This window comes from Microbispora sp. H10836 (genome assembly GCF_012999525.1).
Classification (GTDB): Bacteria; Actinomycetota; Actinomycetes; order Streptosporangiales; family Streptosporangiaceae; genus Microbispora.
The window spans coordinates 185,580-205,667 of record NZ_JABBWU010000002.1 but is presented as its reverse complement, the minus strand read 5'-3'; the positions used below and the strand labels follow the sequence as shown (position 1 = coordinate 205,667).

Here is a 20,088-nt window from a genome sequence, read left to right as displayed (position 1 = left end):
CAAAGGGGGCAGGTCGCGTCGATGGCCGCGCGATCTCACCGGCGCCGCAGAAAGGCCATGGCCTTGAGGGTGGTGCTATGACTGCGGTCATTTCGGGTCTTGTCGCCGTCGTGCTTCTTGTGCTGCTGGTCGTGGCGCTGGGCATGCGGTCGATGAACCGCAGGGAGAGCGCTCTCTCCGCCGAGCGCATCAAGGCGATGGCCGAGAACAAGGGCCCCAAGCCCCGGCGGCCCGCCGAGGAGACGTTCTTCGAGAGCTTCCCCAAGGGGTTCGACGCCTTCGAGGAGCCGGATAAGCAGCGGCCCGCGCCGCGCCCGGCCCCCCGCCCCGGCGGACGGCAGGCCGCGCGGCCCGCGCAGCGCGGCGGCAAACAGCCCGCCGCCGCCCGCGGCAAGCGCGGCGTGGACGAGTGGGGCGAGGCCGACGACTACGACGACGACTACTGGTCGCGCGTACGCGCCGACGACGGCGGCTTCGGGGGGACGATCGCCGCGAAGATGGCCACACCCCGTCCGGTCGACGAGACCGAGGGCGTGGCCGGTGCCCCGGCCCAGGCGGCCGACCCCGACGCCGCGACCGTGCAGGCCCCCCTGCCCTCCCGCCCGTCCCGCCCCTCCCGCGCCGGCGGCTCCGAGCCCGTGATGCCCGCCGCCCCCGTGCCCGCCTCGGCCCTCGCCGACCAGAAGACCGTCACGTTCTCGGCGCCGACGCCCGACCTGCTCGACGCCGCCGCAGCGGCCGGCTCCCCCGCGACCGGCCCGTTCGACGCGAGCCGCGCGACCGGCCCCTTCGACTCCCCCGCGGCGGGCGACCCCTTCGCGACCGCCACCGGGCCCCAGCCGGCCACGCCGGGCGCGTCCGGCAGGTCGGGCAGGTCCGGCCGGTCGTCGCGCGCCGCCCGTCGCGCCGCCGCCGCTGCCGCCGCCGAGACCGGCGGCTCCTACGACAGCCCGCGCGCCACGGGTCCGTTCCCGTCGTCCGCGAGCACCGGCTCGTACGGGACGCAGCCCGCCGACCCGCTGGGAATCTCGGCGAGCACCGGGCCGTTCGGGGCCCCCGCGTACGACACGCCGGCGGGCACCGGGCCGTTCACGGCGCAGGGCGGCACGGGCTCCCACTCCGTCTCCCCCGACGGCCGTTACGACACGGCGCCGTCCTCCGCCATCCCGGCCACCGGATCCTTCGCCGCGGCCTCGTACGACGCGGCCCGCACGAGCGGCGCGTTCGACGCCGCGGCGTCCACCGCCTCGCCGGGCGACGCGCTCGCCGACTCCGCGCCCCGCTCGACCGGCGGCTCCTTCGACGCGTGGGCGGGCTACGAGACGCCGCGTTCCGACACCTACGACCAGTCCGGCGTCGCGACGGGCCCGTTCCGTGCGGCCGACACTCCGTCGTACTCGCCCAACGCGACGGGCGCCGGTCCCGACAGGGGCGGCGCCACCGACCCCGGCTGGCCGGTCGCGGGCAGCTACCCGCCGGTCCCCGCCGCCTCCGCTTCCACGACGGACCCCTCCTGGACGGGCGCCCGCGACGTGCTCGACGACCCCGAACCGCCGCGCGGCGCGTCCTCCTGGCCCAACGCGGACACCTACCAGACCCCGGCCTACGAGGGCTACTCCTCCGGCTACCCCGCCGAGGGCGGCTACGCGGCCGGCTCGACGCCGCCGGCCGCGCCCTCCACCCCGTCGTACGAGGTGAGCGCGGGCTGGGCGACGATCGACGCCTCCGACACGGTGACGGGGACCGCGCCGGGCACCGCCTCGCCGTATGAATCGGCGGGCTACGACGCCCCGTCGGGGCAGAGTCAGTACGGCTACGACCCCCAGCAGCCGCAGCAGGGATACGGCGACGCCCAGCAGCCGTCGTGGCCCGAGCAGAACACCGGAGGAAGCTGGCCCTCCTACGACGAGCTGTACGGCGACACCCCCACCTCGGCGAGCGGGCGGCGGGGCAGCCACCGCAACCCGGAGAGCGACTATCCCGACTACTACCGGTGATTTTCCCGTTGCCTGCCTGGTGAGGGCCTGCGTGGCTGACATATCGTCAGCCCATGACAATCAGTGACGACGCGATCTCACGCCGTAACTGGAAGTCCGTGCTCCAGCATGACGTGCCCGCTTCGCTGGTGGTCTTCCTGGTGGCGGTGCCGCTGTCGCTCGGCATCGCGGTCGCGTCGGGCGCACCGGTGGCGGCGGGGCTCGTCGCCGCCGTGGTCGGCGGCGTGGTGGCCGGCGCCCTCGGCGGGTCCGTCGTCCAGGTGAGCGGCCCGGCCGCCGGGCTCTCCCTGGTCGTCGCCGAGCTCGTCCACACCTACGGCTGGCGCGCCACCTGCGCCATCACCGTCATGGCCGGCGTCCTCCAGCTGGGGCTCGGCTGGCTGAAGGTGGCGCGGGCCGCACTGGGGGTCTCCCCCGCCGTCGTCCACGGCATGCTCGCGGGGGTCGGCGTGGTGATCGCGCTGTCCCAGCTGCACATCGTGCTCGGCGGCTCGCCGCAGCGCTCCGCGCTGGAGAACGTCGTGGAGCTCCCCGCCCAGATCCTCGACAACCACACGCACAGCGTCGTGATCGGGGTGCTGACGATCGGGGTTCTGCTCGTGTGGGGGCGCGTCCCCCGGCTGCGTACCGTGCCCGCCCCGCTCGCCGCGCTGATGGTCGCCACGCTGACGGCCGCGGTGACGGGCTGGGACCTGACGAAGGTGGACCTGAAGGGCGGGTTCTCCTCGGTCGAGGCGCCGCTGATGCCGCAGGGCGACTGGCACGCGATCGCCGGAGCCGTCCTGCTCGTCGCCCTCCTCGCCGGGGTGGAGTCGCTGCTGACCTGCGTGGCCTCCAACCGCCTGCACGACGGTCCGCGCGCCGACCTCGACCGCGAGCTGACCGCGCAGGGGGTGGCGAACGTGGTGTCCGGCGCCCTCGGCGGCCTCCCGGTGGCGGGCGTCGTCGTGCGCACGACGACCAACGCGCGGGCGGGCGCGCGCAGCCGCTGGTCCACCGTGCTCCACGGGGTGTGGGTGCTGCTGTTCACCGCGGCCTTCGCCTGGATGATCGCGTTGATCCCGCTGGAGGCGCTCGCGGCGCTGCTGCTGTTCATCGGCGTGCAGATGGTCAACCTCGGGCATGTCCGCAACCTGCGCAGCCACCGCGAGATACCGGTCTACTTCGTGACGATGGCCGGGGTCGTGCTGGTCGGCCTGGCCGAGGGCGTGGCGATCGGCCTCGGGCTGGCCGCCCTGCTGGCCCTGCGCCGCCTGGCCTGGGTCTCGGTCGACGTACGGCAGGCGGGCGAGCGGCGATGGCGGGTCGTCGTCACCGGGTCGCTGACGTTCCTCGGCGTGCCCCGGCTGAGCGAGGCGCTGCGCGGCATCCCCGCGGGGTCCGCGGTCGAGCTGGACCTGCACCTGGACTTCATGGACAACGCCGCCTTCGAGGCCCTGCACGCCTGGCGGCTGGAGCACGAACGCACCGGCGGCGTCATCGACGTGGACGAGCCGCACGACGAGTGGTACTCCGCCGCGATCAGCGGCGCCCGCCTGTACCCGGCCAGGATCCCGCCCCGGCACGACCGCTGGTGGCTGCCCTGGGCCTACCGGCGCCGCTCCCGCCCGATGGACTCCTACGCCGGGGACGCCGGTACCTACGAGGTGATCGGCGCGAACGGCGCGGGCGGTGGCGACCATGACGGCGTCACCGCGATTCCCGGACCGCAGGGCGCGCCCGACCTGCTGGAGGGGACGCGGGAGTTCCAGCGCCGGACCGCGCCGATGGTCCGCCCGCTGCTCCACCGCATGGCCCGCAAGCAGTCGCCGTCGCATCTGTTCATCACCTGTGCGGACTCCCGCATCGTGCCGAACATCATCACCGCGAGCGGCCCCGGCGACCTGTTCACGCTGCGCAACATCGGCAATCTCGTGCCGCGCGCGGGCGCCCTCCCCGCGGACGACTCGGTCGCGGCCACGATCGAGTACGCCGTGAAGGTGCTCGATGTGCGCACGATCACGGTCTGCGGCCACTCGGGCTGCGGCGCGATGGCCGCCCTGCTCGGCGAGGTGCCCGACCTGCCCGCGCTACGCGACTGGCTTAGGCACGGGCGGCAGAGCCTGGCCCGGTTCGTCGCCGAGGAACGCACCGAGGACGACGCCGGGCCGCTCGATCGGCTCTGCCGGGTCAACGTGATCCAGCAACTCGACAACCTGCGGACCCACCCGTTCGTGGACGCCCTCGTACGGGCGGGCAGGCTGGAGCTCACGGGCCTGTACTTCGACATCGGCGCGGCGCGGGTGCACGTGCTGGAACAGGAGCGCTTCACACCGGTTCCCGAACTGCGCACCGGCTGAGCCCGGCCCGGTCTCGGCCGGGGGGAACGGCCGTACGGCGGCTCGCCGGGACGTCCTGTGGGCCGCCTTCCGCTGTGAGCGGATCACGTCCGCCGACCGTGAAACGGGGCAGACGCCGGGGGCGGGCGGGCCAAGGATGTCCGTATGAAAATTCTGGTCATCGGCGGTTCGGTGTTCCTCGGACGCGCCATCGTGGAGGAGGCGCTGCGACGCGGTCACGAGGTCACGACCTTCAACCGCGGCAGGAGCGGGACCGACCTGCCGGGTGTGGAGGCGGTCCGCGGCGACCGTGAGGTCGCCGGCGACCTGCGGCGGCTCGCGGACGGCAGGCAGTGGGACGCGGTGGTCGACGTGTGCGGGTTCGTCCCCCGCGTCGTCCTGGAGTCGGTACGCACGCTGTCGGGGCACGCTTCGCATTACACGTTCATCTCCAGCATCTCCGCCTATCGGGACTGGCCCGAGAAGCAGGGGGTCGACGAGACCTTCCCGCTGTACGAGTGCCCGCCGGACGCGGACGCCGAGTTCGGCGACTACGGCGTGCTGAAGGCCGGCTGCGAGCGGGCGGTCGAGCAGCACTTCGACGGCGGCGCACTGGTCATCCAGCCCGGCCTGATCCTCGGACCCCACGAGAACGTGGGCCGGCTGCCCTGGTGGCTCACCCGGATCTCCAGGGGTGGACGGGTGCTCGCCCCCGGCGACCCGGACCTGCCGATCCAGCTCATCGACGCCCGCGACATCGCGGCCTTCACCCTCGACCAGGTGGCGAGGGGTACGACCGGCCGTTACATGACCGGCGGAGTGCAGGGCAACGCCACGTACGGCAGCTGGCTGGACGACTGCGCGGAGGTCACCGGCTCCGACGCGGAGTTCGTCTGGGCCGGCGACCGGTTCCTGCTCGACCAGGGCGTGCAGCAGTGGACCGAGCTTCCCCTGTGGTCGGCCGCCGGGGAGAGCGAGGGCGTGTGGACCCACTCCTCCGCGAAGGCCGTCGCCGCGGGTCTCACCTGCAGACCGGTACGGGAGACCGTGCGCGACACCTGGGAGTGGCTGAAGGACATTCCCGAGGAGCGGCGCAGCTTCGGCGGCGTCCGGCTGAGCCACGGCATCGACCCGGAGAAGGAGGCGCGCATCCTCGCCGCTTGGGACGCCCGCTCCTGACCGCGACCGGCCTTCCCCGCGCGGCGGAGCGCAGCCGCGCGGGGCTTTAGGCTGTCGGTCATGATCTGGGTGGTATTGGCGGTGGCCGTGCTGGTCGTGTTGGGGGCTCTCGGCGTGGCCGGCCGCCTGCCGGGAGTACCCCGCCGGCGGTCCACGCCGCCTCCCTCCGGGGGCGGCCGTCTATCGGGCCGCGGCGGCGGGCAGGCACGGCCCGCGGGACGCGGGACGGCCGGGACCACGCGGCCGGGCACCAGGCCCGGAAGCGGCACCGGCCCCGGCACGAGGCGCGGCTCCGCCGGCCACGCCTCGGGGACCGGTGGCGGGGGCCGCCGGGCGACGGGCGGCGACGGGGCCGGGCGCGGCGGTGCGGCCACGCAGGCCGGACCGCGTCCCGGCGAGATCTGGTGGGCCGACGTGCCCTACGAGGACGGGCCCGGCCACAAGGTGCGCCCGTGCGTGGTGCTCAGGACCTACCGGGGCGGCGCCGAGGTCCTGAAGATCACGAGCCAGGATCGCAGCGACCGCGACGACCACGTGGAGATCCCCACCCGTGCCTGGGATCCCGACGCCGACCACAACAGCTTCCTCGACCTCACCGGGCCGGTCCGCGTCCCCATCGCCGACTTCCAGGACAGGGCGGGCACGCTCGACGCGCGCGTCTGGCGGCAGGTCTGCCGTCTCCACGAGATCTCCCCGAACTGACCCCGCCGGGCCCGGGAACGGCCGGTCGGTGAAGACGCCGCCCGGTGGGCCGGGGCGTCACGTCAGCGCGGTGACGCGACCCCTTCCGTCTCGCCGCGCGGCGGCAGACCCGCGGCGATTCCGTCGAGCAGCCGGTCCAGGCCGTACGCGAAGCGGTCGTCGGCGGCGGTGTACTCCCGCCCGGCCTCCTTCGTCATCCGCTCCAGCATGGGATAGTTCCCCGTCGCGATGAGCGACTGGATGTAGGAAAGGTGCCGGGCCAGCCGCTGGGCCAGCGTGAGGCCCAGCCGCCGCATCGCCTCGGCCTCGGCCAGTTCGCTCTGGATGTACCCGTGCACGTACGCGAAGACCGCGCCGACGAGGGTCAGCATCTCGTCGACGCTCAGGCCTATACCGTCGAGCATGCCGAGGGCGGTCTCCGTCAGACGCGCGCTGTTCGGGCCGGCCTGCGGCCGGCCGGCCGCGAGCGGTGCGAGCCACGGATGGCGGAGCATGGTGCGCCGGGCCTGCCAGGCCAGCAGGCGGAGTCCTTCGGCCCAGTCGTCCGGCGGCCGCCGGTCCTCCGGCAGGTACTCCCCCACCGCAGTGTCGATCATGAGGTCGAAAACCTCGTCCTTGCCCGTCACGTAGCGGTACAGGGACATCGTGCCCGCCCCGAGATCGGCGGCGAGCCGCCGCATGGAGATCGCCTCCAGCCCCTCGGCGTCGGCGATCCTGATCGCGGCCTCGGCGAGAGCGGCGCGGCTGAAGCTCGGCCGCGGCCCCCGGGCGGGGCGCTCGGGTCGCATCCACAGGTTGTCGTGGCCCGTCATCGTTGGTCGTCCCAGGTCGTCGCGCTATTGCGTACACGGTACCCGGTATGTAGGCTCGCATCGGTAAAGTGAGTACGGCGTACTCAGTTTTTGAACGGCCGGACGAGGGGATTCCCCATGCCCGCAAGCCTCGCCGGAGACGACTTCACGGCTCCCGGTGTCGAACTGTTCGACTTTCCGTCGCTGTGGCCCGGCGCGCCACACTGGCTGACCAAGCCCGTGGTGCTGGCCGCGGTGGGCGTGGTCCTGCTGTGCGCGCTCGCGTGGGGGGCGTTCGCGCGGCCGTCACTGGTCCCCCGCGGCCTGCAGCATCTCGGCGAGTACGGTTACCTGTTCGTGCGCGACCAGGTGGCCCGGCCGTTCCTCGGCGCGGACGCCGAGAGGTGGATGCCGTTCCTGCTCAGCCTCTTCTCGGTGATCCTGCTGTGGAACCTGTTCGGCGTGATCCCGGGAGTGCAGTTCCCGGTGAACTCTCACATCGCGTTCCCGGTGGTGTTCGCCCTGGTCGTGTACGTGATCAAGCTCTATCTCGGCTTCCGGCACCACGGGGTGGGCGGATATCTCAAGAGCCTGATGTTCCCGCCCGGCCTGCCCAAGCCGCTCGCGCTGGTCCTGTTCGCGCCGCTCGAACTGCTCTACACGTTCGTCACCGCGCCGTTCACGCATGCCGTACGGCTGTTCGCGAACATGTTCGCGGGGCATCTGCTGCTGGCATTCTTCAGCGCGGTCGGATTCTGGTTCCTCGTCGAGCACCCCACGGTGCCCGGGTTCCCGGTGGGCCTGGCCGGCGTGGCCATGGCCGTCCTGATGACGGGCCTGGAGATCTTCATCCAGTTCCTGCAGGCATTCCTGTTCACCATGCTGGCGGCCATGTACATCGGCAACGCCCTGCACCCGGACCACTGAAGGCGGAGTTCGTACTCACCGGTAACTGAGTATCGGCGCTCATGTCCGGCAGGCGTACGCCACGGATCATGACACTCATGACGAAACCGGTGAAACCCTCGACGACGACGGCTTTCTACGTCCAGGCCGTCATCTCATTCGCGATCTCCCTCGCGGCCCTGGCGGCCGGCATCGTCTACCTTCCGGTCACGGCCTGGGTGCGCTCCTTTCTCGCCCTCGGACTGATGTACGTGGTGACCTCGACGTTCACGCTGGCCAAATGCGTACGGGACCGGCAGGAGGAGTCGAGCGTCGTCAGCCGGGTGGACCAGGCCCGGCTAGACAAACTCCTCGCCGAGCACGACCCCTTCCGGGCCGACTGACAGGACCGGCCGGCCGGGGGGCGGCGGCACAGCTGGACCTCTCATGGGGCCTCGGCAGGGCGGAGCGGGTCGGGGCGCACAGGGAACCATGCGCGACCTTAGCAAGCCACATAACACTTCATCCATCTATGTGACGAAGTGTTATCAGTTGCCGCGTGACTTCTTGACACTGATGCCACAACTACCGCCTAATTCCATCGAAAGTATCAGCGATGCCGTAGAAAGCATCACCTGTCCCGCCCCGCTGCCTTCAGGCCGGACCGAGCGCTCCGCGTCTCCGCCCGGCAGACGCGACGTCGTCCCGGCCCGGCTCGTCACCGGTCCGCGGAGGCGGAGCCGCCCCGGGCGCGAACGGGACGTCGTCACCGATAGGGGAACCATGACCGAGGTAGGCAGGGGCATGGGCCGGAGCCAGTTCTCCCGGCGCGCCTTCACCACGGCCGCGACCGCCGCCGCGTTCGCCCCGCTGGTCATGTCGGGCCAGGCAAGCGCGGCGCCCGTGGACAAGACCGCGACCGCACCGACCGGCGTGCTCCCGCGCCGCATCACCCTCTACGCGGAGAACCTGCCGAACGGCGAGATGGGTTACGGCCTGGAGCCGGGCAAGGCGACGATCCCCGGACCGCTCATCGAGATGGTCGAGGGCGAGACCCTCGAAATCGAACTGGTCAACAACTCGGACGTGACCGCGAGCCTCCACGTCCACGGCGTGGACTACGAGGTGACCAGCGACGGCACGCGCATGAACGACAGCGTGGTGGAGCCGGGAGGCCGACGCACCTACGTCTGGCGCACCCATGCGCAGGGCCGCCGCTCCGGCGGGACCATCGAGCCCGGCAGCGCGGGCTACTGGCACTACCACGACCACGTGGTGGGCTCCGATCACGGCACGGGAGGCATCAAGAAGGGCCTCTACGGGCCGCTGGTGGTCCGCCGGAAGGGCGACGTGCTGCCGGACAAGACGTTCACCGTCGTCTTCAACGACATGCTGATCAACAACCGCAGAGGGGAAGGGCCGCACTTCCTCGCCAAGATCGGCGAGCGGGTGGAGTTCATCGTCATCACCCACGGGAGCGCCTTCCACACCTTCCACATCCACGGGCACCGATGGGCCGACAACCGCACCGGCCTGCTGGAAGGCCCTCAGGACCCGAGCCGGATCATCGACACCAAGACCACCGGCCCGGCCGAGTCGTTCGGCTTCCAGGTGATCGCCGGGGAGCGCGTCGGCCCGGGGGCGTGGATGTACCACTGCCATGTCCAGAGCCACTCCGACATGGGAATGGTCGGGGTGTTCATGGTGGCCGACGAGAAGGGCAACGTTCCCGGCCACGACATGGGCGGCATGACCCACAATCCCGACATGGGCACCATGCCGCACTGATCCCGTCCCGCCCTCGTAGGCGCCGGGCGGGCCCGTTCGCGACGCGGGCCCGCCCGGTCGCCCGCGGGGGCGGGACGCCCGTGCCGCCGGACGGCGAGGTCAGTAGCCTGCGGCCATGAACAGCGACATGGACGAGCGTGGGCAACCGGCTCTCGCCGCCGCCGCATCTGAGGCGGCTCTCGACTACTACCTGATCACGTCGGAGACGGGCGCCGAGGGAGTCGTCGTCGAGGAGTTCGCCCTGGCCGACGACTTCAGGACCGTCGGCCTGAACACCGCCGGGTGGACCGCGGCCGACGGCGTGTGGTGGAGTTCGGCGGCCTTCGGGCGCGCGATGCGGGAGGATCCCGGCCTGCGTGCCCGCGCGCACGCGGTGAGCCGCCCCGAGGCCGAGGCGGCCTACCACGGTCTCGGCGGGGGCGAACTGCCCGGCGAGGCGTGGTTGCGCGCCATGTTCCACGACTACCGGCTCCTGCCGGACTCGCCTCCCCTACGCCTCAGCCCGCCGCAGGTTCCCGAGGGGTTCCACGACACGCGGGTCTACCGCGTGCTGTTCGCCGGCGAGCCCAGCCTTCCCCGCCTCGCGGAGATGGTGACGCTCGCGGCGGAGGCCGGCGACCCGCGGACCAGGGTCGTCGGCACGGGTGCGCTGCGCACGGCCTCGGACGTCTTCACCTGGGACGTACGCCGGATCGGGCCCGGCGCCGCCTGCTCCGTCGACCTCACGGCCCATCTGGGGACCACGTCCGACGAGGCCCTCGGGCCGCTGCTGCGGCGGTTGACGACGGTCATGCGCCACGCGGGACCGGTCCCCGTGACCGTCGAGCGTTTCTCCTGAACGCGCAGGCCGTACGGCGCCGCGGCCGACACCCCGGCCGGCGGCCCGGCCTCGGGGCTACGCCGGCGTTCCCCGCTTGTTCGGTCCCCGATCGCGGAGAAGGGAGCCGGTCAGGCCAGGGGCAGCCGGACGACGAAGGCCGCGCCGCCGGTCGGCGACCGCTCGACGTGCACCTGGCCCTCGTGGCCGTACACGATGTTCCGCACGATGGCCAGGCCGAGGCCGGTTCCGCCGCGGTCGCGGGAGCGGGCGGCGTCGAGACGGGTGAAGCGGTCGAAAACCCGCTCACGGTCCTCCTCCCGGATCCCGTCGCCGTCGTCGGCGACGACGAGCTCCGCGGTGTCGGCCGTACGCTGGACCTGGACGATCACGCGGGTCCTGGCGTGTCGCTGCGCGTTGTCGAGCAGCTCGGAGAGCATCCGCCGGAGCCGGGCGTCCAGGCCGCGGACCACGACCCCGGGGTCGGCCCGCACCTTGACGTCGAGCCTGTCGGTGCGCTGGGCCAGCTCGCTCTGCACGAGCTGCCCGAGGTCCAGCAGGGCCGGCTCAGTCGGCTGCGCGGCCGCCTGAAGCCGGGCCAGCAGGTAGAGATCGTCGACCAGCGCATGCAGCCGCTCCACGTCGTTGAGCGCCCGTTCGAGCAGGTCGTCCACATCGATTTCGCCGGGATGCAGCCGGGCCTCCTCCAGCTGTGCCCGCAGCCCCGCGATCGGGGTGCGCAGCTCGTGGGACACGTCGGCCTCGAACCGTCGCTGCCAGTCGATGGCCCGATACAGCTTGCCGCACATGCTGTCGATACCGTGCTTCACGCTGCGCTCCAGCTCATCGAGTTCGCCAAGGCAGTCACGGAGGTGGCGGAGCGATGTCATCTCTGTGAGGTTCCCTGACCCGCCCGCGACGATTCCCAGCAGAACCTAAAATCGGCACACTCGGTGCTCGTCGTACGAGGGCGCGGGCTGCCGGACCGTTGGGCTCTCGCCGGTGCGGTGACGCCGGTCGACGGGCCGAGCCGCGACGGCGTCACCCGCGTCCCGCGCGGTCACTGCTCGCGCATGCCCCAGGGAGAGCCGTACTCCGTGAGCAGGTCGAGGAAGGGCCGGGGCGGCAGGGCCTCAGGGCCCAGGACGCCGGCCCCGGACCAGACGCCGGTGGCCATCAGTTCGAGGGCCACGACCGGGTTGACGGCGGTCTGCCAGACCACCGCCTGCGAGCCGTACTCACGCATGGACCACTCGTTGTCGACCACGTGATACAGGTAGACCTCGCGCGAGCCGCCGTTCCTGGTGCCCTTGACCCAGGTGCCCGCGCACGTCTTGCCGCGCATGCGTTCCCCGAGGGTCGCCGGGTCGGGCAGGCACGCCGCGACCACGTCACGCGGGGAGACCTTGACGGTGGCGCCGCCCTCGGCGACGACCTGGACCGGTTCGGTGCGGTCCAGCCCCAGCAGGTGCAGGGTCCGCAGCGTGTCGATGAACTCCGCGCCCAGCCCGTACTTGAAGGTCACCCGCTCGGCGTCGACCCAGCGGGGCACGAGCAGGACCTCCTCGTGCTCCACGTTGACGCACTCCACCGGGCCGATGCCCTCGGGGAAGTCGAACACCTCCGGCTCACTGAAGGGCGGGGTGGTGAACCAGCCCCGGCCCGCCTCGTACACGACCGGGGGGTTGAGACACTCCTCGATCGTGGTCCAGATGTTGAAGGACGGCGCGAAGTCGTACCCGTCAACGGTGAGGTTGGCGCCGTCGCGGATGCCGATCTCCTCGATGTGGTCGAAGAGCTCGTCGGCGGCGTACCGGGCGAAGACGTCCGACAGCCCCGGCTCCACCCCGATGCCGACCAGCGCGAGCCTGCCCGCCTTCTCCCACTCGGCGGCCATCTCGAACTGGGCGTCCCCCAGCTTGACCCCGCACACCTCGTGCGGGCGCTCCGGATCGGGCCGCGACAGCGACATCGCCATGTCCAGGTAGTGCGCTCCGGCCGACAGCGCCGCCCGGAACAGCGGCATGACGAACCGCGGGTCGGTGGCGTTGAGCAGGACGTCGCAGCGGTGCTCGGCCAGCAGCGCCGCCACCGCGGCCTCGTCGCTCGCATCCACCCGCCGGGCGCTGAAGCGCGCGCCCGCCTCCCCGAGTGCGGCGACCGCCGCCTCCGCGCGAGACAGGTCGTAGTCGGTCACGACCATGTGGTCGAAGAAGGACCGGCGGGCCGCGATCCGGGTGATCGCCGTACCCACTCCACCGGCGCCGACGAGCAGAACACGCATGACAAAACTCTCCCTTTCCAGGACAAAACGTCTTGGTACGCCCGATCCAACGGCACCGTCACTGATAACGTCAATGGTGTTGGCATAAGCTGCCAGGCGGAGAGGAGGAGCGGCGTGCCCAAGCCCGTGGTCCCGGAACCGGCGCGCAGACGGCGCCGCCCGACGAAGAACGGAGTGGTCCTCTCGGAGGACCTGATCGTGCGGACCGCGCTGCGCATGCTGCGCGAGCACGGCTCCGCCGGATTGACCGTACGGCGGCTCGGCATCGCACTGGGCGCCGACCCCAGCACGCTCTACCGCTACTTCGCCGGAATCGACGACCTGACCCTGGCCATCGGCGACATGCTCATCGGGCGTGCCATGGCCGGCTGGCGTGGCACCGGCGACTGGCGCGCCGACCTACGCGAACTGGGCCTGCTCATCCACGCCGCCTACCTCGAACACCCCCAGGCCGCGGTGCTGACCGCCAGCCGCATCAGCGGCAAGTCCCACGAAATCGCGGCCGACGAGGCCATCCTCGGGCTGCTGCGGGGTGCCGGGTTCTCCGACCGTGAGGCGGTGCGCGTCTACCACACCTTCATCGACATGACGCTGGCCTTCGCCGCGCTGGACGCGGCCTCCCTCGCGCTGCCGGAACAGGCACGCAGGGCGGACGAGGAGATCTGGCAGGCGACCTACGCCCGCCTCCCCCCGGTCACCCACCCCAACATCGCGGCGGTCGTGCCTCTGCTGATCGCCGACATGAACGACAGCGCCTACCCCGCCGCCCTGGACATGCTGCTCGACAGCGCCATGTCACGCCTCAACACCGGCTCCGGACACCCCTGACCGCAGAGCCGGACGCGCGACGGCCTTGTGCGCCATCACGTTCGAGGAAGGCACTATCGCGAGGACAGAACGTAGAACTCGTTGCCGTCGGGGTCGGCCATGACCACCCAACCGGCCTCGCCCTGACCGATGTCGATGCGCTCCGCCCCCAGCGAGATGAGACGCTCGACCTCCGCTTGCTGATCGCCGTCGGCGGGTGGAGCGATGTCGAAATGCAGCCGGTTCTTCCCGGTCTTCGGCATCAGCGGCGGACCACCCCAGGTGATCTTCGGACCGCCGTGCGGCGAGCGGATCGCGGTCTCCTGGTCCTGGTCCCAGACCAACGGCCAGCCCAGCGCTGCGCTCCAGAAATACCCGACCTCCTGCGAACCGTCGCAGGCGACCGCCCCGATGAATCCGCAGTCGGCGAGGAACTTGTTGTCCGGGCCGATGACGCAGAACTCGTTGCCTTCGGGGTCCGCGAGCACGACGTGATCGTCCTCCGGGCTCTGCCCGATGTCGATGTGCCGGGCGCCGAGTTCGAGCGCCCTGGCCACCGTCTGCTGCTGGTCCTCAAGGGATGTGCTCGTCAGATCGAAGTGCGCGCGGTTCTGGCCGGACTTCTGCTCCTGGGTCGGCAGGAATCGAATCCGGAACCCGGTGTCATCGCTCGGCAGGAGCGCGATGTCGTCCTCGGCCGTCTCCCAGCCCAGAACACCGGCCCAGAAGCGCGCGAGACGGAGCGGATCGTGCGCGTCGAAGCAGAGCGCGACGAGATGACAGGTCATGCCGCTCCGCACCTCCAATTCGAATGCAAAGCCGTCGGCAGGGCACGTCCTCCGCGCCCGTAAAGAAGACCAAGGCTAGGTGCTCCGGGACGCGCCACGCGAAGCATTTTCCGCAGGACGATCTCGCCGCGTACGCGTTCCCGATCGCCGTGCCTTCCGCGCCCGGTCTCCGAGACGAGGCCTGAGCCGGGGCTTGTGGTTCAGCACGTGCCGGCCGTTTCGGAGGTCTCTCGCGTTCCGGCGCACAGTCGCGGCGTCTCAGTCGTCCTCCCTGGCAGCCTCCAGGCTCCCCGGCAGCCTCCGGCGAGGCCGAGTGCCGTGCCACGGGCGGCCCGTGCCTCGTCGCCGAGGCGGCCTGACGGGCTCACGGCTGTAGGGCGCTCACCCTGCCGGCGTTCCCTGCCGGGTCACCGCGGCTCTCTGAGCGGTCCGCCGTCTGCCAGTGGCGCGGGTAGGCCGGTCGCTGCTCCGGATGCCGGGGCCGCCACCGGTCCGGGTGTGAGCCGGGCTGGGGAGGCCGGCGATCCGAGCGGACCACCGAGGACGCGGGCACGCAGTCGTACTGCGGGCACGGTGTGGTGAAGCACTGCTTGGGCGAGGGCACGCAGACGCGCCCCGGGCCACAGTTGACCGCCGCACACGGCGATCCGGGACTACACGCAGTGGACTCTTGCCCGGCCGGCGTGGCGGCGATGACCGCCCGTGCCGACAGAACTCCCGGCAACTCGTCGGCCCAGGCATCGGCCATGGCGGTTGGCGATGTCGCCACGGCCACGCCCACTATCAGGATCAGTTTTCGGAGCATGTGTCCCCCGGCTGTGGTGATCGCTTCTACCCTCGCGATGCTCGCACCGGCCGCGCCCGCTGACGGCAAAACGGCTCCCAGCAAGTCGCATGACTTGCCGCAAGCCAGGTGACCGACGCTTCCACGAAGCCGGTTTCGAACCGTTCAAGCGCCACCGGCACCGGCCGCGGCTGTCACGCGGGCAGAAGGACGTCAACCGTGCCCACGCCCGCATCCGAGCCCTCGGCGAACGCGCCATCGAGACCCTGAAGACGTGGAAGGTCCTGGCCAAGCTCCGCTGCTGTCCTCGCCGGGCCACCGCGATCGTGCAGGCCATCCTCGTCCTGCACGCCGTCGAAGCCGACCCCTACTCAGGATTAAAAGGGCTCAATGGACCAGCTGAGATTGCGATATCCGAGTTGACCTGCCAGTCGTCATTGAGCGCCTTGCGGGACTCCGCCCGGCCGACCCGCGTGCCGCCCATCATGGCGTCTGCTGGTCGCGGCGGGTCTGCTTCTTCTCGCGGATGACCGCGTGGGCGTCGGCGACGGGGCCTAGGTGAGCGAGCTTGTCGGGATTGACGATCGAGCGGATGGTCTGGATGCGTCCGTCCAGGATGTCGAGCGTCCAGACGTTAAAGATGTGACCGTCTCGGTCGCGGATGATCGCACCCGGCTGGCCGTTCACCTCGTGCGCCTCCAGCACCGCGCCGATCTGGGCGAACGGCGGGATGGCGACGGACAGCACCCGGGCGATCTTCGCGACGCCGAAGAGGGGAATCGTACTCCCGATCTTGCCGGCGCCGTCGTTGACCAGCTGGACGTCGGCGGCCAGCAGTTCCTGCAGCCCTGTGACGTCCCCCTCCCTCATCGCATGGAAGAACCGCCCGGCGAGCTGCTCGCGGGCCCGGCGATCCGCCTCGAAGCGGGGCCGGCCCGCGTCCATGTGACGGCGTGCCTGCACCGCGAGCTGGCGGCAGGCCGCCTCCGACCGCTCCACCGCGGCGGCGATCTCCCGGTAGCTGAAGGCGAACACCTCGCGGAGCACGAAGACCGCACGCTCGAGCGGGCTGAGCCGCTCCAGCAGGATCAGCGCTGCCATCGACAACGAGTCGGACAGCTCCGCCGACCGCTCCGGGTCCTGGTAGGGGTCGGTCAGCAGCGGTTCGGGGAACCATGGCCCGACGTAAGCCTCGCGCCGGACGCGGGCCGAGCGCAGCACGTCGATCGAGATCCGCGTCACCGTGGCCGACAGGAAGGCCTTGGGTGACTCGGGCTGGGCCGGGGAACCTTCGTAGCGCAGCCAGGCCTCCTGGACGGCGTCCTCGGCCTCGCTCACGCTGCCCAGGATGCGGTAGGCGATCGCGAAAAGCAGCGGCCTCAGTTCCTGGAAGTCCTCGACGCGAGTCACGCCGACCATTGATATCACCACTCAGGATAAAGGTGACATGGTGTCGCAGATCACACTCGGGCGATCTCACATCTCTGCCGGGCTATCTCGTCCAGGGGGTTGTAACGGCTGAAAGCGGCAACAAGGAGCACACCATGCAGAAGGTTTGGTTCGTCACCGGCTCGTCCCGCGGCCTGGGCCGCAACTTCGTGGAGGCCGCCCTGGCGCGCGGCGACAAGGTCGCTGCCACCGCCCGGAACACCGCGAGCCTGCGGGCGCTGGCCGACACCTATGGAGACGCGGTGCTTCCACTGGAGATGGACGTGACCGACAGGGCCACCGTCTTCGAGAGCGTGAAGCGCGCCAAGGAGCACTTCGGCCGGCTCGACGTCATCGTGAACAACGCCGGCTACGCCCAAGTCGGCGCGGTCGAAGAACTTACAGAACAGGAACTGCGCGACCAGCTCGAGACCAATCTGTTCGGCGCGGTGTGGGTGGTCCAGGCGGCGCTGCCGTACCTGCGCGAGCAGCGCTCGGGGCACATCATCCAGCTTTCCTCGGCCGCCGGGGTCATCGCGATGCCGCTCGGCGGCGCGTACCACGCCTCTAAGTGGGCCCTGGAGGGCCTGAACGAGGCGCTCGCCGGCGAGGTCGCCGAGTTCGGCGTCAAGGTGACCATCATCGAGCCCGGCGGCTTCGCCACCCGGGACGGCAACAACCCCGACCCGCTCGCCAACGGCTACATGGCCAAGCCCGACCCGGCCTACGACGGTCTCCGTCAGCGCCTCGGGGCGATGGCAGGGAAGATGCCCGCAGGCGACCCGGCCGCCGCGGCGCAGGCACTGCTTAAGCTCGTGGACTCCGCCAACCCGCCGGTGCGGGTGCTGTTCGGCAAGGGCTTCCACCCACTGATCGAGCGGGCCTACGCCGACCGGCTCAAGACCTGGGCCGACTGGCAGGACCTCTCAATCGAGGCACACGGCAACCTCGAAGCCCGCTGACTCAGGTGAGAGGCCGCACAACCGGCGAGCGGCGCCCAGGTCGCCCAGGCCACCTGGGCGTCCGGGCGATCCGCTCGGCGGTGAGCCGGATTGTCCTGACGGAGTTGGGGCCTGCTCCCACGTGGGCGGGATGATCGGGCTTCCACCTCAGTCGCTTACGGCCCCGACGCCCGGCACGGCGATCACCCCGGAGTCCGGTGCCACGCATGACCTGACCGCGGTACGCGCGACCGTCCTGATCGACGCGCTGACCGCCGCAGGGGGTAAGAACCTTTGCCGGCAAGGGATATCGAGGCGCGGGCTGCAGCATCCGCACGCCGTTCAAAGGCCATCGGCTACGACTGCCGCTGTCGCGCCATCAGCGCTCGGTCAAACGCGCGCAAGCTCCCATCCGCGCCTGCGGGGAACGCGCCGTGGCCACCTTGTAGACCTGGAAGATCCTGACCCGGCTGCGCTGCCGCCCGCAGCGCGCCACCACGATCATGCAACCATCCTTGTCCTGCAGCTCATCGAAGAAGGCCGCTACTCAGGATGAAAAGCGCTCGCTGTTCATCGGCCGCCAGGCGTCGGGGTCACTCGCTACGAAATCCAGGAGATCGACCGGCACCGGCTGGAGGACGGCCGGTGTCATCTTGTTGGTGTCCTCCCATAGCCGAGCCGCGTAGTAGCCGGCAAATGGGCGCTGCACAGCAGGATGGTCGATTCGATATCGCTGCAGGGTTTCCGATGAATAGGGCAGCAACTGGTGACCGGCCAGTTCTATCCGGTACCAGCCATCCGTCAGTCCGAACCAGTGCAGCTCCCGCCCTCAGGGCCCCATGGGGCAACCTGGCCCAGCGGTGTCAACGCAAACGGAACCTGATCACCGGGCGTATGGTAGCTGCTCGGTGGAACGACTCGCCGGACGGCCACAGGTTGATTTGATAGAGCGCTGTCCGAGCGTGTATGCCGCCTATTCACTCTGGTCGGCTGCGTCTGCGAACGCCGTGAACTCCTGCTGCGCGCGGGAGCCTGCGGCGACCGGCGCCGTTGCCCGGAAGCACAAAGGGCCGCCGCACTACTGCAAGGCCGGCGAACTCGCTGGAATCAACCCCTGATGTCTCCACCGAAGCCGGGGCGTTTTAGTCCTACACGCGATCGACGAGGGGTAGCATCGTCGCGCCTAACCTGCCCCCTCGTGTTAAGGACAGGCGATGTCCCGCCTGATTGACAGCCTCACGGACGTGATCACCGTCGAGTATCGACAGGTTATGGTCATGGACCTCGATGGAGCGAACGGAGTCCCGGAAGGGGCCGAGGACCTCTGGGAACTCTCAGACCGCGAGAACGTGACCAACTGGTTCATCGCCGCGGCGAACGTCGGCATTATCACCAGTGAGGCGGATGACTGGCACAGGGTCGAGGTCACGCTGGAGCTCTGGGATGGGGAACCGCCGGCCGATGACACCCTGTGGGCCAGAAGTGAGACAGCAGAGCTGTACTCAAGCTCCGGCAAGCTGCGTATGGTCGGACCCTTTGGTAATTCCTCCGGCAAACTCATTGACCTCCGCCAAAAAGCTCGGAACTGGCTCGTGCGTGCAAATGTCTGCCCTGGTCCCGGCGCGCGCTACCCGGACGAGCAGCCTCCCGAAGGACTTGAGACGTACCGCCTGCAATTCTGGCCCGCACTGCCGTGACACGCTTGCTTATCAGGGCAACAGCGACAGTCGTTCGAGCTGGCCTCTTTGGCTCTCCACCTGTGAGGAGAGTCCATCGTCGTCCACTAGTGGCCGCTGGTGTCCGTGAGTGTTGTCACGCAGTTGGACACGCAGGGCGGATCGGCGGGGAGCTTACTGCGGGTCATCGGGTACGGGAGCGGTGATAATCCCGCCGAGCAGAGCGTCACTCTCGACCATGTCCCGGTGGAACAGGACCCCGGAGAGGCGGCTGGCCAGCGCGAGCGCGAGCGCCACGATCTCGTGCCGGTACCGGGACTTCTCCTGCGGTCCTGAAGGCGTGAGTCCGAGCTCGCGCATTTCTGCGTTCAGGGCGTCGGGCTGGGCTCCCCAGCGTTCCTGGGGCCACTCCAGCCGGAAGGCTGTGCGCAGTTCACCGTCGACCGCATGCGCGAAGTGGTGGGATGCGGCGTAGTCATGCCGCATGACAGAAACCGCCTCGCCTCCCCGGGACAGCTCACGCAACGTCTCCGGCCGGTTGCCTTCCCAACCGCAAGCCTCAAAGGCGATCGTCCACCCGTTCATGTGGGTCACGACGACCAGGTCGGATTCTCCGGCGGTCTCCTCGACACGCTCCCAGACGTCCTCCCAGTTGTACGGCCGCATGTCCGCCTGGGCGACCCCGAACCTGCGCAGCGTCTCCCGCTCATCGTGGCCGCAGACGAACGTGACCGTGTATATCTCCTCCCAATCGCTCTGCCAGGCGTAATCGTCAGAGGTGGCGGGTGGCATAAGCTTTATACCTTTGGCTCTTCCCTGACCTCTCGATCAGGCTTCCCGAGCAACGAGTGGTAGTCATATCCGAGCTCGTCAAGACGGGTGCGGACCCATTGAGTATGTGCG

18 protein-coding genes and 2 pseudogenes are annotated in these 20,088 nt (G+C 70.5%); 13 read left to right on the top strand and 7 right to left on the bottom strand.

The features are described from left to right. Positions 1 to 77 precede the first annotated feature (77 nt). The 4 genes from HHX30_RS05700 (at position 78) to HHX30_RS05685 (ending at position 6,196) form a co-directional block, all read left to right on the top strand. Positions 78 to 1,997 (top strand): hypothetical protein, encoded by a 1,920-nt coding sequence (locus HHX30_RS05700; protein WP_169980138.1) that lies wholly within the window; start codon positions 78 to 80, stop codon positions 1,995 to 1,997. A gap of 53 nt (positions 1,998 to 2,050) precedes the next feature. Continuing rightward, the gene (locus HHX30_RS05695) at positions 2,051 to 4,336 is read left to right on the top strand and encodes a SulP family inorganic anion transporter (protein WP_169980136.1); all 2,286 of its coding nucleotides are present in this window, start codon (positions 2,051 to 2,053) and stop codon (positions 4,334 to 4,336) included. Positions 4,337 to 4,480: 144 nt separating this feature from the next. Further along, on the top strand, positions 4,481 to 5,494 hold the full coding sequence (locus HHX30_RS05690) for an NAD-dependent epimerase/dehydratase family protein (protein WP_169980134.1): 1,014 nt from the start codon (positions 4,481 to 4,483) through the stop codon (positions 5,492 to 5,494). Between the two features lie 60 nt (positions 5,495 to 5,554). After that, positions 5,555 to 6,196, top strand: coding sequence for a type II toxin-antitoxin system PemK/MazF family toxin (locus tag HHX30_RS05685; protein ID WP_169980132.1), 642 nt, complete (start codon positions 5,555 to 5,557; stop codon positions 6,194 to 6,196). A gap of 62 nt (positions 6,197 to 6,258) precedes the next feature. On the opposite strand, the gene HHX30_RS05680 is transcribed toward HHX30_RS05685, so the two are convergent. Continuing rightward, a complete protein-coding gene (locus HHX30_RS05680) occupies positions 6,259 to 7,008 on the bottom strand; it encodes a TetR/AcrR family transcriptional regulator (RefSeq protein WP_169980130.1) in 750 nt (249 codons plus the stop codon). Positions 7,009 to 7,125: 117 nt separating this feature from the next. Here HHX30_RS05680 and atpB point away from each other — a divergent pair, with 117 nt between their 5' ends. The 4 genes from atpB (at position 7,126) to HHX30_RS05660 (ending at position 10,498) form a co-directional block, all read left to right on the top strand. Beyond that, positions 7,126 to 7,914, top strand: a complete 789-nt coding sequence (atpB, locus tag HHX30_RS05675) for a F0F1 ATP synthase subunit A (RefSeq protein WP_169980128.1) — start codon at positions 7,126 to 7,128, stop codon at positions 7,912 to 7,914. A gap of 77 nt (positions 7,915 to 7,991) precedes the next feature. Continuing rightward, positions 7,992 to 8,276 (top strand): YiaA/YiaB family inner membrane protein, encoded by a 285-nt coding sequence (locus HHX30_RS05670; RefSeq protein WP_169980126.1) that lies wholly within the window; start codon positions 7,992 to 7,994, stop codon positions 8,274 to 8,276. A 379-nt stretch (positions 8,277 to 8,655) separates the two neighbouring features. Next, positions 8,656 to 9,660, top strand: coding sequence for a multicopper oxidase domain-containing protein (locus tag HHX30_RS05665; protein WP_211591628.1), 1,005 nt, complete (start codon positions 8,656 to 8,658; stop codon positions 9,658 to 9,660). A gap of 115 nt (positions 9,661 to 9,775) precedes the next feature. Then, the gene (locus HHX30_RS05660) at positions 9,776 to 10,498 is read left to right on the top strand and encodes a hypothetical protein (protein WP_169980124.1); all 723 of its coding nucleotides are present in this window, start codon (positions 9,776 to 9,778) and stop codon (positions 10,496 to 10,498) included. Between the two features lie 110 nt (positions 10,499 to 10,608). Here HHX30_RS05660 and HHX30_RS05655 read toward each other — a convergent pair whose 3' ends face one another. After that, a complete protein-coding gene (locus tag HHX30_RS05655) occupies positions 10,609 to 11,367 on the bottom strand; it encodes a cell wall metabolism sensor histidine kinase WalK (protein WP_169980122.1) in 759 nt (252 codons plus the stop codon). Between the two features lie 170 nt (positions 11,368 to 11,537). After that, positions 11,538 to 12,761, bottom strand: a complete 1,224-nt coding sequence (locus HHX30_RS05650) for a saccharopine dehydrogenase family protein (RefSeq protein ID WP_169980120.1) — start codon at positions 12,759 to 12,761, stop codon at positions 11,538 to 11,540. A gap of 114 nt (positions 12,762 to 12,875) precedes the next feature. Here HHX30_RS05650 and HHX30_RS05645 point away from each other — a divergent pair, with 114 nt between their 5' ends. Next, complete coding sequence (locus tag HHX30_RS05645; protein ID WP_169980118.1) at positions 12,876 to 13,589, top strand: TetR/AcrR family transcriptional regulator; 714 nt, start codon at positions 12,876 to 12,878, stop codon at positions 13,587 to 13,589. Between the two features lie 53 nt (positions 13,590 to 13,642). Here HHX30_RS05645 and HHX30_RS05640 read toward each other — a convergent pair whose 3' ends face one another. Continuing rightward, positions 13,643 to 14,356: a VOC family protein gene (locus HHX30_RS05640; protein ID WP_169980116.1), complete on the bottom strand. Its 714-nt coding sequence runs from the start codon at positions 14,354 to 14,356 to the stop codon at positions 13,643 to 13,645. 912 nt (positions 14,357 to 15,268) lie between these two features. Here HHX30_RS05640 and HHX30_RS05635 point away from each other — a divergent pair. Beyond that, positions 15,269 to 15,517, top strand: a pseudogene (locus HHX30_RS05635) (transposase family protein); the annotation flags it as partial. 106 nt (positions 15,518 to 15,623) lie between these two features. On the opposite strand, the gene HHX30_RS05630 reads toward HHX30_RS05635, so the two are convergent. Then, positions 15,624 to 16,550 carry an RNA polymerase sigma-70 factor gene (locus HHX30_RS05630; protein WP_169980114.1) on the bottom strand — a complete coding sequence of 309 codons (927 nt, stop codon included), beginning with the start codon at positions 16,548 to 16,550 and terminating at the stop codon, positions 15,624 to 15,626. Between the two features lie 134 nt (positions 16,551 to 16,684). Here HHX30_RS05630 and HHX30_RS05625 point away from each other — a divergent pair, with 134 nt between their 5' ends. Both HHX30_RS05625 and HHX30_RS41330 read left to right on the top strand, forming a co-directional pair. After that, complete coding sequence (locus HHX30_RS05625) at positions 16,685 to 17,530, top strand: SDR family NAD(P)-dependent oxidoreductase (RefSeq protein WP_169980112.1); 846 nt, start codon at positions 16,685 to 16,687, stop codon at positions 17,528 to 17,530. 196 nt (positions 17,531 to 17,726) lie between these two features. Then, positions 17,727 to 18,065, top strand: a pseudogene (locus HHX30_RS41330) (transposase family protein); the annotation flags it as partial. Here the strand turns inward: HHX30_RS41330 and HHX30_RS43665 are convergent. Next, positions 18,057 to 18,329 carry a DUF5984 family protein gene (locus HHX30_RS43665; RefSeq protein ID WP_396703457.1) on the bottom strand — a complete coding sequence of 91 codons (273 nt, stop codon included), beginning with the start codon at positions 18,327 to 18,329 and terminating at the stop codon, positions 18,057 to 18,059. The pseudogene HHX30_RS41330 and the gene HHX30_RS43665 sit on opposite strands and share 9 nt — an antisense overlap. Before the next feature lie 424 nt (positions 18,330 to 18,753). On the opposite strand from HHX30_RS43665, the gene HHX30_RS05620 reads away from it, so the two are divergent. After that, entirely contained in the window at positions 18,754 to 19,206 is a 453-nt protein-coding gene (locus HHX30_RS05620) for a hypothetical protein (protein WP_169980110.1), read from the top strand. A gap of 153 nt (positions 19,207 to 19,359) precedes the next feature. Here the strand turns inward: HHX30_RS05620 and HHX30_RS05615 are convergent, their stop codons facing one another. Continuing rightward, a complete protein-coding gene (locus tag HHX30_RS05615) occupies positions 19,360 to 19,977 on the bottom strand; it encodes a DUF6461 domain-containing protein (RefSeq protein WP_169980108.1) in 618 nt (205 codons plus the stop codon). Positions 19,978 to 20,088 lie beyond the last annotated feature (111 nt).

Coding starts and splice junctions, on each gene's coding strand:
- HHX30_RS05655 (WP_169980122.1), bottom strand. CDS start 11,367: ATGACATCGCTCCGCCACCTCCGTGACTGCCTTGGCGAACTCGATGAG.
- HHX30_RS05665 (WP_211591628.1), top strand. CDS start 8,656: ATGACCGAGGTAGGCAGGGGCATGGGCCGGAGCCAGTTCTCCCGGCGC.
- HHX30_RS05625 (WP_169980112.1), top strand. CDS start 16,685: ATGCAGAAGGTTTGGTTCGTCACCGGCTCGTCCCGCGGCCTGGGCCGC.
- HHX30_RS05640 (WP_169980116.1), bottom strand. CDS start 14,356: ATGACCTGTCATCTCGTCGCGCTCTGCTTCGACGCGCACGATCCGCTC.
- HHX30_RS05650 (WP_169980120.1), bottom strand. CDS start 12,761: ATGCGTGTTCTGCTCGTCGGCGCCGGTGGAGTGGGTACGGCGATCACC.
- HHX30_RS05670 (WP_169980126.1), top strand. CDS start 7,992: ATGACGAAACCGGTGAAACCCTCGACGACGACGGCTTTCTACGTCCAG.
- atpB (WP_169980128.1), top strand. CDS start 7,126: ATGCCCGCAAGCCTCGCCGGAGACGACTTCACGGCTCCCGGTGTCGAA.
- HHX30_RS05700 (WP_169980138.1), top strand. CDS start 78: ATGACTGCGGTCATTTCGGGTCTTGTCGCCGTCGTGCTTCTTGTGCTG.
- HHX30_RS05680 (WP_169980130.1), bottom strand. CDS start 7,008: ATGACGGGCCACGACAACCTGTGGATGCGACCCGAGCGCCCCGCCCGG.
- HHX30_RS05695 (WP_169980136.1), top strand. CDS start 2,051: ATGACAATCAGTGACGACGCGATCTCACGCCGTAACTGGAAGTCCGTG.
- HHX30_RS05660 (WP_169980124.1), top strand. CDS start 9,776: ATGAACAGCGACATGGACGAGCGTGGGCAACCGGCTCTCGCCGCCGCC.
- HHX30_RS05615 (WP_169980108.1), bottom strand. CDS start 19,977: ATGCCACCCGCCACCTCTGACGATTACGCCTGGCAGAGCGATTGGGAG.
- HHX30_RS05685 (WP_169980132.1), top strand. CDS start 5,555: ATGATCTGGGTGGTATTGGCGGTGGCCGTGCTGGTCGTGTTGGGGGCT.
- HHX30_RS05690 (WP_169980134.1), top strand. CDS start 4,481: ATGAAAATTCTGGTCATCGGCGGTTCGGTGTTCCTCGGACGCGCCATC.